Raw genomic sequence first — 12,536 nt, 5'->3', positions numbered from 1 at the left:
AAGAATAACGATGCGAAAAGATTATTTGAAAGGAGATAAAGAAAGCCAAGATACAGAAGACAAAGAGATAGACCGCGCTCTGCGTCCTTTGAGCTTTGATGACTTCACAGGGCAAAGCAAAATTGTAGAAAATCTGAAAGTCTTTGTCGGTGCGGCACGCAAACGCGGTGAAGCCCTTGACCATGTGCTATTGCACGGTCCCCCAGGCTTAGGCAAAACTACACTTTCGCACATCGTTGCCAATGAACTCAAAGCCAATCTTAAAATCACCTCAGGACCAGTTTTGGAAAAGCCAAGCGATTTGGCAGGGCTATTGACTAACTTAGAAAAATTTGATGTGCTTTTTATTGACGAGATTCACCGCTTGAATCCCGTAGTCGAGGAGTATCTCTACTCAGCTATGGAAGACTATCGCATAGACATCATGCTCGACTCAGGTCCTAATGCCCGCTCTATTCAGATAGGTTTGAATCCTTTTACATTGATTGGAGCAACGACAAGAGCGGGTTTGCTTACTTCTCCTTTGCGAGCCAGATTTGGTATCAATGCCCGCTTGGAATATTACAATGCTGAGCTACTTACCCATATTGTCAAACGCTCCGCCAAAATCCTCGATACCCCTATTGAGGACGTAGCCGCTTACGAGATAGCACGCCGAAGTCGTGGCACCCCCCGCATCGCCAACAACCTCCTTAGACGCACTCGCGATTTTGCCCAAGTCAAAGGAGATGGCACTATTACCCTGCCTATCGCTCAAATGGCTTTGAACGCCTTAGATGTTGATGAAAATGGTTTGGACGAAATGGATAACAGGATTTTGCAAACTATCATTGAAAAATTTAATGGAGGTCCTGTAGGTATTTCTACCATTGCTACCGCTTGCGGCGAGGAAGCGGAAACCATCGAGGAGGTATATGAGCCTTTTCTTATCCAAGAGGGCTACTTGAAAAGAACTTCCAGAGGTAGAGAAGCTACTGAAATGGCTTATAGGCATCTCAATATCATTCCCCCTGCTTTCGGCGGAACACTTTTTCAGTAACATATCACTTTGTTTAGCGTTGAGGAATAGAAAATAGCATCGCCAATGCTTCTAATTTGTCGTTTGCTTCGTTTTGAAAAAGATGTGCCTCCAATTTTTGCATCAACTTTTCTATAAAGCCTTGTGTTACTTGCTCTACGACTATACTTTCGTGTGCTTTCAATGATTTGCTGTACCTTTGAAGTTCCTCCTGCCTAATTTGCTCAATCGTGGTTTTGATTTGTTCTTTTACCATAGTATCAACCGTTTAGCTTTTGTTAGTTTAGCTTAAAGAGTATTTATAACAAAATTTACTTGCTACAAAATTGGATATTTTGGCATAGAAAAAAAATGATTTTTACACGCAAAGCATGATGACTTTTGTCATTTTTTACTGGATTTGTAAAATATTTTTGCCCAAAATAGGCTTGAATTTCTAAGTCAAGCACAAATAAGAATGTAAAAAAGGCAAAGAAATTGCGGTGTTATAATAAGATTTCAGTATTTTCGTTTAAATATTACTTATTATCGTTCAAATATAACCCAGACTATTCAAATTTGAGATAGGTTTATTGTTCAATTAGCATACCTATACTTTTCTTGAAAAAATATGAAAACACGTCAATACCATTTTTTGAATATTCTTCTGTTTTATTCTGCTCTCTCTATCTGCGTAGGGTTATTTATCCCTCCTAAACAAACTTATGCCCAGCAAGCACCTTTGATGACGCATTATTATCTCAATCGTTTCCTATTCAATCCTTCACAAATTGCGGTGCAAGAGGCAAATCAATTACATCTCATCTATCGCAACCAATGGGCAGGATTGCAAGGGGCACCAGAAACATTCCTCTTGACCTACCAGCATACCTTACCCGCCCAAAAAATGGGCTTAGGAGCAACCCTCAAAAGAGAAAACCTCAACCTCATTGCCCAAACAAGTGCTTTGGCAAGCTATGCTTACCTTGTCAACCTCAGTGCTAAGCAAAAACTTTCTTTTGGATTATCCTTAGGAGTAATGTATAGTAGCATTAATTGGGACAGAGTGATGCTCGAAGACCTCATAGACCCTAAGTTATACAGCAACGACGACCAGTTCCAACCTGATGGAAATTTTAGCGTCTTATACACATACAACAACTTGCAATTAGGCTTGGCTGTACACCATCTTTTTGCACGCGGCGCAAGCAAAAAATTTGACCTAAACAATGCTTTCTTGCGTTATGGGAATCATAGCATTTTGAGTGCCTCTTATAAAATCAAACCTAAAAAAGGCGATTTCACTTTTGAGCCTATTTTGCTCTATCGTTTTGCTAATACTTTCCCTGGACAGATAGACATAAGCCTGCTTACAGAATGGAAGGAAAAAGCATGGTTGTCAGTAGGTTATCGCAATAGCTATGGATATGCTTTGAGCATGGGGTTCAAAGTAAGTGAAAACATTAGAGCAAGCTATGCCTATGAAATTGCTAATCAGAATATAGGCATAGCCTCCAACGGCACTCATGAAATTATGCTCAATTATACTTTTGGAAAAAAGAAAAATTCCGAGCCTACCAAAGAAAAAGAAGTTATGGAGAAAACAACCAATACAACTCAAACTCTCTTACTTCCTGAAAAATACGCCAATTTGCTCGTAGGGCAGCCCTATCTACTCCAAACCGTCAAATTTGGCAATAATAGCAACGAATTAGATAAAATCAACTTAGAAGAATTAGATGAGCTGGGAACGATATTAAAAAATAATCCTAAATTACAAATAGAAATTGGGGTGCATACCGATAACACTATTCATGCCAACGCAAGCAAGACACTTACCCAAAGACGTGCAGAATCAATCAAGCAATATTTAATGAGCAAAGGGGCAAAAGGCTATCAGTTATCTTCTGTAGGATATGGAAACCTCAGACCTCTACAAGATAATAATGATGAGATGAATAATAACCGCGTAGAAATCAAATTTTTGAAAAAATAAAATCAAAAGCATAGATTTTGAAATTTTTTTAATTTTTTCTTGCAAAATTTCAAAACTTGTATTTATCTTTGCATCATCTATTCAATTACTGAATGGTTTATAAAGAACGAAGCGAGAGAACAGGCTCTAAGACCTTCTGGCAACCTCTGATTCATCTACTCAAATAGAACGGTGCCAAATCCTGTCCAATTTTTGGATAATATAAACTCATTAAAAATGAAAACACTGTTTCAAAATCTTAGTTCACTTCTAAGTTCGGATTCTTCAAAATCCTATCATTTTCTTGTTAGAACCACTGCTTACATCGCACCAATAGCTTTTTACAACATTTGTTGTTGTTGTTGCTGTTAATCTCATTCTTGGCATTCCTTGACCATAGCCAAAGCCTCCAATATAGGCTCTAAACGCACACGCATATAATAATCTATTATTTAAGTATTTTAAAATCAATATTTTACGATGATTGCTCATTGCTAATAACCGCAATCAGTAGATAAACTAACAAACAAACTATTTCAAACCAAATCACAAACTTTAAACTAAACTAACTAAAAATAAGGCAGAAGATAAATGGAACTCCTAACTCATAACTTACAACTAATAACTGACTTACAAACTCAACTAACAAATAAAACCATAGTAGGAAGCCTCACTTTTCTGGCGGAAAACTTCAAAGGGAAAGTGGCTTTTTCTACTTCACTCGGACAAGAAGACCAAGTAATCACAGATATTATTTTCAAAAATAATATTGATATTCAGGTTTTTACCTTAGATACAGGCAGACTTTTTAACCAGACTTACGACCTCTTGGACTTGACTATAGCCAAATATAAGAAAAAGATAAAAATATATTTCCCAGACAGTGCTGAGGTAGAGGAATTTGTAAATACCAAAGGCTTGAATAGTTTTTACGATTCTGTGGAAAACCGTAAGGCGTGTTGTGCTATCCGCAAAGTCAATCCTTTGAAAAGAGCCTTGAAAGATGTGGAAGTTTGGATAACAGGGCTAAGAGCCGAGCAGTCTGCTAATCGCTTTGAAATGAAAGCTATAGAATGGGATAATAATTTTAAATTGATTAAATACAACCCATTGATAAATTGGTCATTAGAGAAAACGATAAGCTATTTGAAAGAAAATAAAGTGCCTTATAACCCACTACACGACCAGGGATTTATAAGCATTGGTTGCGCCCCCTGCACAAGAGCCATTGAGCCTCATGAAGACATCAGAGCTGGTCGATGGTGGTGGGAAAGCTCGCAAAAGGAATGTGGCTTACACGCAAAATGAGTGATGAGTTATAAATTATTAATTATGAATTAATTATAAATACAGAATAAAGCGTATTTAGTCCCAAAGGGACGACAGCTTTGTAGGATAAAATTTTAATAATCAAGTAATTCAACGAAAATAGAGGTTTTTAAAAATACACCATAGGTGCTATATATTGATAAAATATATAAATTCTCAGGTACGACCTACTCCGTTAGGAGTTGAATAAAACCTTGATAATTAAACTCCTATGGAGTTTAGATTTCTATAGGAGTAAAGAATTTCTACCAATATTGCAATCCTATTGGATTAAAAATATATAGAAAAATTACTTTAAAACACTTGCTTGTGATTATAATAAAAAATTGTATTCAAAACTATTTAATTATATAACAGTCCAACAATGTCTTATTTAAAATATTTAGAAAGCGAATCTATCCACATTATCAGGGAAGTAGCGGGTCAGTTCAAGAAACCAGCCTTGCTATTTTCGGGAGGGAAAGATTCCATTACTTTGGTTCGTTTGGCGCAAAAGGCATTTTTTCCCGCAAAAATTCCTTTTCCACTTTTGCATATAGATACAGGACATAATTTCCCAGAAACCATTGAGTTCAGAGATAAGTTGGTAAAAGACTTGGGCTTAGACTTGGTAGTGCGCTATGTGCAAGATGCCATAGACCAAGGGAAAGTAGTAGAGGAAAAGGGCAAGTATGCAAGCCGCAATTACTTGCAAACCACAGTTTTATTAGAGGCAATAGAGGAGTTAGGCTTTGATGCTTGCTTAGGCGGCGCAAGGCGAGATGAGGAAAAAGCAAGGGCAAAAGAACGCATTTTTTCTGTGCGTGATGAGTTTGGGCAGTGGGACGCAAAACGCCAAAGACCAGAATTGTTTGACCTCTATAACGGAAAAATACAATTTGGAGAAAATGTAAGAGTATTTCCTATCAGCAATTGGACAGAGTTAGATGTATGGAACTATATCCGTCAAGAGCAAATTGGGATTCCTTCTATTTACTTTGCACATAAACGCCAAGTATTTGAAAGAGATGGACTTATACTTCCATTTTCTACTTTTATGAATATAGAAGCCGATGAGAAAATATTTGAAGCTACCGTAAGATTTCGCACCGTAGGCGACATGACTTGCACAGCGGCTGTGCCTTCTTTTGCTGATGACATAGATACCGTCATAGAAGAAATTAGCGAAGCAACTATCTCAGAAAGAGGTGCAAGAGTCGATGACAAGCGTTCGGAATCTGCTATGGAAGAACGCAAAAAGCAGGGGTATTTTTAATTTAATGAAAAATGAATAAATCTGGAATGAGAAAAATACAATTTTTTAATTCATTTCTAATTCCAGATTCCTAATTCCAGATTTAAAAAAGATGAACGTACTAAAATTAGCAACCGCAGGAAGCGTAGATGACGGAAAAAGCACCTTAATAGGTCGCTTACTGTATGATACTGAGTCCCTTACTAAAGACAGATTGGAGGCAGTAGAAAGAGCAAGCAGACGCAAAGGTTTGGATTTCACGGACTTGTCCCTGCTGACCGATGGCTTAGTGGCAGAGAGAGAGCAAGGCATAACGATAGATGTTGCCCATATTTATTTCCATACCAATAAGAGAAAATTTATTTTAGCAGACACTCCAGGACACATAGAGTACACTCGCAACATGATTACGGGAGCTTCTAATTCAGAACTTTCTATTATCCTGATAGATGCAAGAAAAGGAGTAGTGGAGCAGACGTACAGGCACTTCTTTATCAACACTTTACTTAGAGTCCCCCACATCATTGTTTGCGTAAACAAGATGGACTTGGTGGACTATTCAGAAGAGGTTTTTTATAAAATAGCCTCTGATTTCCAAAAACTTGCAAATTCCCTCTCCTCTGGGGGCGCAGTGCATACTGAGGGCAAGGGTGGGGCGGCTAATATCACCTTCATTCCTGTCAGTGCCTTGCATGGAGATAATATCGCTAACTTATCTGAGAAAATGCCTTGGTATATTGGCAAACCCTTGTTAGAAATTTTAGAGGAAGTTGATACCGACAAAGATTGGAATAGTTTACCTGCTCGCTTCCCTGTGCAGTACGTCATTCGCAGAGATGATAAAGAATTTCCTGATTATAGAAGCTATGCAGGCAAAGTCATCAGTGGTACATTTCAGGTAGGGGACAGAGTTATGGTGCTTCCTAACCAACTTGAAAGTACAATTACAGAAATTCGTCTTTTCGAGGATACTTTAAATCAAGCATTTGCTCACGATTCTATAGCTATTTCCTTAGCCGACGAAATCGACATCAGCAGAGGAAGCATGATAGTGAAAAGTAATGCAATTCCACTAATTAACAAAGACTTACGAGCAAAAGTTTGCTGGTTGAGTGAAAACCCTTATCGCTTAGGGACGACCTTCATTTTAAAACACGCCTCAAGCGAAGTAAAAGCGAAAATTCAGGAAATCAGCTATAAAGTGGATATTGAAAATTTTGGGCAAGCAGTTTTGTCTGTGGGGACACGGTTAACATCAATTAATGAGTTTGACGAACCTGTAAAAATCAATGAAATCAAACTCAATGACATAGTGAAAGTCCATATTCGCACCGCACAACCTATTTTTTATGACTTATACGCGGAGAATAAGGCAAACGGTGCGTTCATCTTAATTGATTCACAAACAAATGCTACGGTAGCGGTCGGTTTCTTAGAATAAAGTCTTAGCCTGTATCTTTATCGCACTTATCAATATCTTAGTAAATATGAAAATCCTTTAATTAACTCACATACAGATAATTGGTGCAGGCTATGTTTTATACTTTTGCTTTTCATGTGAAAACACATGAAAAGGGGGCTAATTAATAAAATAATGTGTGCACTTCGTAACGAGAGTTATCACACACATCGCTAAATGAAAATTTTAATTTTACTAAACTAACGATGATTTCTTATTTGTACTTGCTCGACATATTTTCAGCGATAGGTGCTTGGTTTTCAGCAGGCATTAGTGTAGCAGATACAAGTTTACTCTTTTTTATTTTGGCAGGTTTTACCGCTCAGATGATAGATGGTTCTTTGGGCATGGCGTATGGCATCAGTTCCAATAGCTTTTTGGTCAGTTTGGGCTTGCCGCCTGCCAATGCAAGTGCAAGCGTACATATCGCAGAAACCTTTATTGCAGGGGTTTCAGGTCTATCGCATTTGAAATTTAAAAATGTGAATAAAAAGCTACTGCAAGGGCTAATCATTCCTGGTTGCTTGGGAGTAATTACAGGTGCTTATATTTTAAGCAATTTTGATGGGAAAGTAATGAAACCTTATGTAGCTGTTTATTTGGCAATTATGGGAGGAATTGTGATTAGAAAAGCCTTACAAAAAAATAAGAAAAGGACAAAAACCAAACGCCTCTACCCTTTAGCTTTTGTGGGAGGCTTTTTAGATGCGATAGGTGGCGGAGGTTGGGGACCCGTAGTGGTTTCTACCTTGCTAAAAAATGGTAGAGATGCACGCTATACGGTAGGAACAGTAAATTTGGCAGAATTTTTCATTTCTTTGGCTGGGGCAGGTACTTTTTTGATTTTTTTGAAAATCACTGATTGGCAAGCAGTTATTGGGCTCTTGATAGGAGGAGTCATTGCCGCACCCTTCGCCGCCTATCTCTGCACCAAAATCAACCGTAAAGTTTTTATGGTTTTAGTAGGTATAGTTATTATCTTGCTAAGTATAAGAACGTTATATACTTCTTTCATATAAAAAAAGTGAGCAATACAATTCATCATCTACTCTCATACCATATAGGTCTTTGTCAAAATAGTTTTATAAGCTGCTTGCATAGTATCTCACCTATGTTGGAAAATATTTTATAGCCACATCATATTCCATGATATAAAATCTTATTTTTGCCCAATCACTATTTAAGCCATTTAATCCTAAATTAACAAAATGACGACAGATAAAATTACAGAATTTAACGAGTATAGAAGTCGCATGAACGAACGCATCTTTGAGTCTGATAATTTGGTAATCAAGCGTTTTTTCAATCTGGACACTCATGCCTATACCGCAGGAAGTTTGAGTATAAAGACCAAAGAGATGATTGGACTTGCTTGCTCTATGGTGTTGCGATGTGATGATTGCATCAAGTACCACATCGGCAAGTGCAAAGAAGAAGGACTAAGCAAAGAAGAATTTTTTGAGGTTTTCTCCATTGCTTTGTTGATTGGGGGGAGTATTGTCATTCCTCATTTGAGAAGAGCAGTAGAGTATCTGGAAGAGTTTGACCAATAAGATTGACAAATAAAAAAACCAAAATATATTATCAATATGACCGCCAAGAGTATAATTTACTGAATTAAAAAAATGGCATTTATTTAGAGGAATTTTCTTACAATTAACCTAAAAAAAATGCCAAATTTATTAGAAATCCTCTTAGTCTTAGCACCAGAAGTTTCTGTTGCAAACATAGCAAAGTTATCTGACATCATCACTACCATTTTTCGTTTCTCTGTCCCCGTGACCACCCGTGCCATAGGTCGTTTCGGCAGCTTGTCCACTGGTAGCAATGATGAAATCTTGCTTAATTTTGTTAAACTACGCACCATCAATATCGAGTAAACTAAAATTTGGCGATAATATTGAATATTGACTGAGGTAAAAAAAGATTAGTTATTTTTTCATTTCTCAAAAGATGAATCTAAGCTAAAACTATGAAAAAAAGAAATTCTTTTGAGCAAAACTTATTCTTGGCAAGAAATGAATCTTAGAGGTAGATTGTACGTATAAATTTTTATCTTTGTTTATTAAAAATTTGCTGTTCATAAATGATGCTATCCAATCAAGTTGTTACACTTCAACAAGCTGAAAAACTTTTAGAAGACAGGCTATCCTCTTCTCTTCGTACATTGACTTTGGGAGATGTTTCTACCCTCACAGGTTTAAGTACTGATGATGCAAAGCAAACTTTGGAAAAACTCATGTCTAAATATGACTGTACTTTAAAAGTTACAGAGGCAGGGGATTTGATATACGACTTTGGAAGTACGCTACTTCGCAGAGGTAAAAAAACTATTGCTGAGTACTGGTCAGAGATAAAAGATTTTTTATGGAAGGCTTTTCAAGTATTTTTCAAGCTTTGGATTGCAGTAACTTTGGTCTTTTATTTTGTTGTTTTCCTTGTCGTGCTTATTGCTATTATTCTTGCGGCAGTATTTGGAGATAGCGATAGTGATTTTGATGTTGGAGATGCAGTTGGAGGTTTGTTCCATGCACTGATAGAAATGTTCCGAATGATTTTTATTTGGGACGCACTCACGGGAAGTACTACTTACTACGAAACGGATAGCAGAGGTTACAAGTACAAGCATTACGCCCCTAAAAGTTCTACGTGGAGTAAGTTGTCCAAGAAAAACAGGGAGTTACCTTCTAAAAGTTTTGTAGTATCGGTCTATGATTTTGTATTCGGACCTTCAAGAGTAGAAAATACTTTGGCGGATAATCTCAAAGAATTAGCCACTTATGCACGTAAGCAAAATGGTATCATTGTCCCTGCTGAAATTAAGGGCTTGACAGGCTACCCAAGTGAAGAAGCAGACAAGTTCATGACCGACTCTATGGTACATTTCAACGGGAAAGCAGAAGTGAGCGAACAAGGAGTGCTGTACGCAGACTTTGAGGATTTGATACGCAGTGCAGCAAATAAGCAAGTGGAAAGCAAAGTAGAGTGGTTTTGGGACGAGTACGAGCCTGAATATGAGATTACCGGCAACACAGCAGGGAGAAATGCAGGAATTATTGCGATGAACTTATTTAATTTGGTGCTTTCTGGTGTAGTTTTGGGTATGGCAAATGACTACTCTGAACTTCCTAAGTGGATAGAAGTAGTTTTCGGTTGGATTCCTTTGACATTTTCTACTATATTTTTTAGTGTACCTATTTTACGCACTATTTTTATCCTTCCTAAGCGTAAAAAACGCCATCTGAACAATATACGCAAGCGACTAATGAAAGTAATTTTCCATGATTCAGACAAAGAACTCCCTTTGTCAGCTTTGGAACAGGCTGTCAATGCTAAGTCAGCAGGGGAGGAAAAACTGTCGCAAAAACAAATAGAGCAAGTCATGAACGATTTGATTATTGACTTACAAGGGGAAATTGATGTCAAAGATAATGGGGAAATAGTCTATCGATTCGACAAGCTGAAAACAGAACTCCAAGAGGCAGAGCGATTACGCAAGGCAAAAGGTTTTATACCCATGTCCCAAAAGATTGTTTTTGATTCTGGTATCTAATAAGTACTAATGGTTTGCACGGTCAATAGGTAAGGTGAAATAAAAAATACTTCCTTTACCTTCTGTACTTTCTACCCAAATGCTGCCACCATTTTTTTCTACCATTTCTTTGCAAAGGATTAGCCCTAAACCTGTGCCTTTTTCTCCTTGTGTCCCTTGTGTGGATTGATATAGTTTGGTTTGGAATAAGTTGGCTAATTGCTCTTTAGACATTCCTACGCCTGTATCCTTTACGGCAATTTCTACGAACTCCTCTATTTGTTTGGTAAAAATGGTAATTTGCCCTTGTAGAGGAGTAAATTTGATAGCGTTATGAATTAAATTTCTCAAAATAAGCCTCACTTGGTGTTCATCAGCAAAAGCATACAAATCTGAAGGTACTTGTTGAGAGATTGCAATTTGCTTTGCTTTAGCAATTTCTGAAAATAAAATAATGTGATTTTCAATAAGTTGGTGTATATCTACTTTTTGTGGGGTACTTTTGATACCTTCCATTTGAGAATAAGCCCATTGGAGCAGGTTATCTAAGGTGTCGTGAAGGCTATTGATATTTCCATAAAGGTTCGCAAAATACATTTTAAGCTCAGCCTCCGAAATTGCATCATGTACCACTAAGCTAAGTATGCCTTTTAAGCGGTTGATAGGACTTCTGAGGTCGTGAGAAACAATAGAAAAAAGTTTATTTTTAGTATCATTGACTTCTTTGAGTTGTTTATTTTGTTCTTCTAACATATCTCTTTGCACAGTAATTTCCTCTTTGGCTTGCAAAAGCTCTTCGTTTTGGGTAGCTATCTCTTCGTTTTTTTCTTGCAGTAGGCGATTTACTTTTTGTTTTTGCTGGTTGTTTCTAACAATAAAGAATAAAACAAATAATACCAACAAAGCAAACCCCGCAAAACCTACGATGTAATGTTGCTTTTCATCTTTGGCTATTTCCTTTTCTTTCTCTAAAAGAGCTATTTTGGCTTCTTTCTTTTCTTCTTCGTATCGGGATTGCACAATCGCTACTTTTTGGGCTGTTTCCTCATTAGAAATAGAATCTTTGAGTTGGGTGTACCAAAAATGATAGAGGTAGGCACTATCGTAACGCTTCTGGGCGGCATAGACTTCGGCTAATCCCTTGTAAGCATCTCTGAGCATGGCATTGGCTTTCAGTTCTTTGATAGGATAAAGTTGCTGCCAATAGCTTTGTAATGCTTGTGAAAATTTACCCTGTTTCAGGTACACATTCCCAATAAGTAATCCATTGATTGCTACATTGGTTTTATCTTTGGCTCTTTGATAGGCTTGCGTGGCTTTTTGAAAATAAAATAAAGCTGAGTCAAAATTAGCTGCATCGTTATATACTGAGCCTCTTGTAGTCAAGCACCACGCTAAAAAGTCTTCATTATGAGTACCTCGAGCAATTGTTATGGATTTTTCCGTGTATTGCAAGGCAAGCGGTAAGTCCCGCTTAGTAGAGGAATAGAAGCGAGCAAGGAGGTTCAGTGCTGCCGCTACACCATTCTTATTCTTTTGCTTTTCGTAAATTTTCAATGCTTCTATGTGATGTCGCATAGCTAACTCTTTGTTTTTCAGTCCTTCTTGATGAATGATACCTAAAAGGACATGGGCATCGGCAATACCTATGGAGTCCTTGGTCGCTTCGGCTAATTTCAAAGATTGGGTAGAATATTCTATGGCTTTGGGATAATTGCCTGCATGAGAATAATAATCTCCTAAGCGGTTCAACAAAAGTACCTCGCCGTGATAGAACCTAATTTGGTGAGCAAGGGCAATGCCTTTGAGTGTATATTCTTTCATTTTCTCAGGCTTAGAGGAGAGGTAATTCCAAGCCAACTGATACATAATCAATACTTTGTTGCTATCTTCTTTTGCATTTTTTAGTAGGTTTTCAAGGATATCTATACGCTCATTGGGTTGAGCAAACAAAGCGCAGCTAAGAAAAATCATACAAAAGACCAACAAAAAATATTTTTGCATATATTT

The 12,536-nt window shown here is 37.4% G+C and carries 12 protein-coding genes and 1 riboswitch; of the genes, 9 read left to right on the top strand and 3 right to left on the bottom strand.

Annotation, left to right across the window (positions count from 1 at the left end; translation table 11 throughout):
* Window positions 1–10: 10 nt before the first annotated feature.
* Window positions 11–1,039, top strand: coding sequence for a Holliday junction branch migration DNA helicase RuvB (gene ruvB, locus BM141_RS02285; protein WP_091539334.1), 1,029 nt, complete (start codon window positions 11–13; stop codon window positions 1,037–1,039).
* 13 nt (window positions 1,040–1,052) lie between these two features.
* Here ruvB and BM141_RS02280 read toward each other — a convergent pair whose 3' ends face one another.
* A complete protein-coding gene (locus tag BM141_RS02280) occupies window positions 1,053–1,274 on the bottom strand; it encodes a hypothetical protein (protein WP_091539330.1) in 222 nt (73 codons plus the stop codon).
* A 354-nt stretch (window positions 1,275–1,628) separates the two neighbouring features.
* Here BM141_RS02280 and BM141_RS02275 point away from each other — a divergent pair, with 354 nt between their 5' ends.
* Window positions 1,629–2,993 (top strand): PorP/SprF family type IX secretion system membrane protein, encoded by a 1,365-nt coding sequence (locus tag BM141_RS02275; protein ID WP_091539327.1) that lies wholly within the window; start codon window positions 1,629–1,631, stop codon window positions 2,991–2,993.
* Between the two features lie 94 nt (window positions 2,994–3,087).
* A riboswitch (SAM riboswitch) is annotated at window positions 3,088–3,201 on the top strand.
* A 56-nt stretch (window positions 3,202–3,257) separates the two neighbouring features.
* Here BM141_RS02275 and BM141_RS22510 read toward each other — a convergent pair.
* Entirely contained in the window at window positions 3,258–3,464 is a 207-nt protein-coding gene (locus BM141_RS22510; protein WP_143090765.1) for a hypothetical protein, read from the bottom strand.
* 99 nt (window positions 3,465–3,563) lie between these two features.
* Between BM141_RS22510 and BM141_RS02270 the strand changes: the two genes are divergently transcribed.
* From BM141_RS02270 to BM141_RS02240, 7 genes are all read left to right on the top strand, one after another.
* Entirely contained in the window at window positions 3,564–4,280 is a 717-nt protein-coding gene (locus BM141_RS02270; protein WP_091539324.1) for a phosphoadenylyl-sulfate reductase, read from the top strand.
* 385 nt (window positions 4,281–4,665) lie between these two features.
* Entirely contained in the window at window positions 4,666–5,556 is an 891-nt protein-coding gene (gene cysD / locus BM141_RS02265) for a sulfate adenylyltransferase subunit CysD (protein ID WP_091539320.1), read from the top strand.
* Window positions 5,557–5,647: 91 nt separating this feature from the next.
* Window positions 5,648–6,976 carry a sulfate adenylyltransferase subunit 1 gene (locus BM141_RS02260; protein WP_091539316.1) on the top strand — a complete coding sequence of 443 codons (1,329 nt, stop codon included), beginning with the start codon at window positions 5,648–5,650 and terminating at the stop codon, window positions 6,974–6,976.
* Window positions 6,977–7,200: 224 nt separating this feature from the next.
* On the top strand, window positions 7,201–8,013 hold the full coding sequence (locus BM141_RS02255) for a sulfite exporter TauE/SafE family protein (protein WP_091539313.1): 813 nt from the start codon (window positions 7,201–7,203) through the stop codon (window positions 8,011–8,013).
* Window positions 8,014–8,202: 189 nt separating this feature from the next.
* On the top strand, window positions 8,203–8,547 hold the full coding sequence (locus tag BM141_RS02250) for a carboxymuconolactone decarboxylase family protein (protein ID WP_091539311.1): 345 nt from the start codon (window positions 8,203–8,205) through the stop codon (window positions 8,545–8,547).
* 117 nt (window positions 8,548–8,664) lie between these two features.
* Window positions 8,665–8,874, top strand: coding sequence for a hypothetical protein (locus BM141_RS22505; RefSeq protein ID WP_143090764.1), 210 nt, complete (start codon window positions 8,665–8,667; stop codon window positions 8,872–8,874).
* A 206-nt stretch (window positions 8,875–9,080) separates the two neighbouring features.
* On the top strand, window positions 9,081–10,547 hold the full coding sequence (locus BM141_RS02240) for a hypothetical protein (RefSeq protein WP_091539302.1): 1,467 nt from the start codon (window positions 9,081–9,083) through the stop codon (window positions 10,545–10,547).
* Between the two features lie 6 nt (window positions 10,548–10,553).
* Here the strand turns inward: BM141_RS02240 and BM141_RS02235 are convergent, their stop codons facing one another.
* On the bottom strand, window positions 10,554–12,530 hold the full coding sequence (locus tag BM141_RS02235) for a tetratricopeptide repeat-containing sensor histidine kinase (RefSeq protein ID WP_091539295.1): 1,977 nt from the start codon (window positions 12,528–12,530) through the stop codon (window positions 10,554–10,556).
* Window positions 12,531–12,536 lie beyond the last annotated feature (6 nt).

Origin of the sequence: Thermoflexibacter ruber, assembly GCF_900113045.1 — a bacterium.
Taxonomy (GTDB): domain Bacteria; phylum Bacteroidota; class Bacteroidia; order Cytophagales; family Thermoflexibacteraceae; genus Thermoflexibacter; species Thermoflexibacter ruber.
The sequence above is the reverse complement of the archived record's forward strand: the minus strand, read 5'-3'. Positions and strand labels throughout refer to the sequence as shown.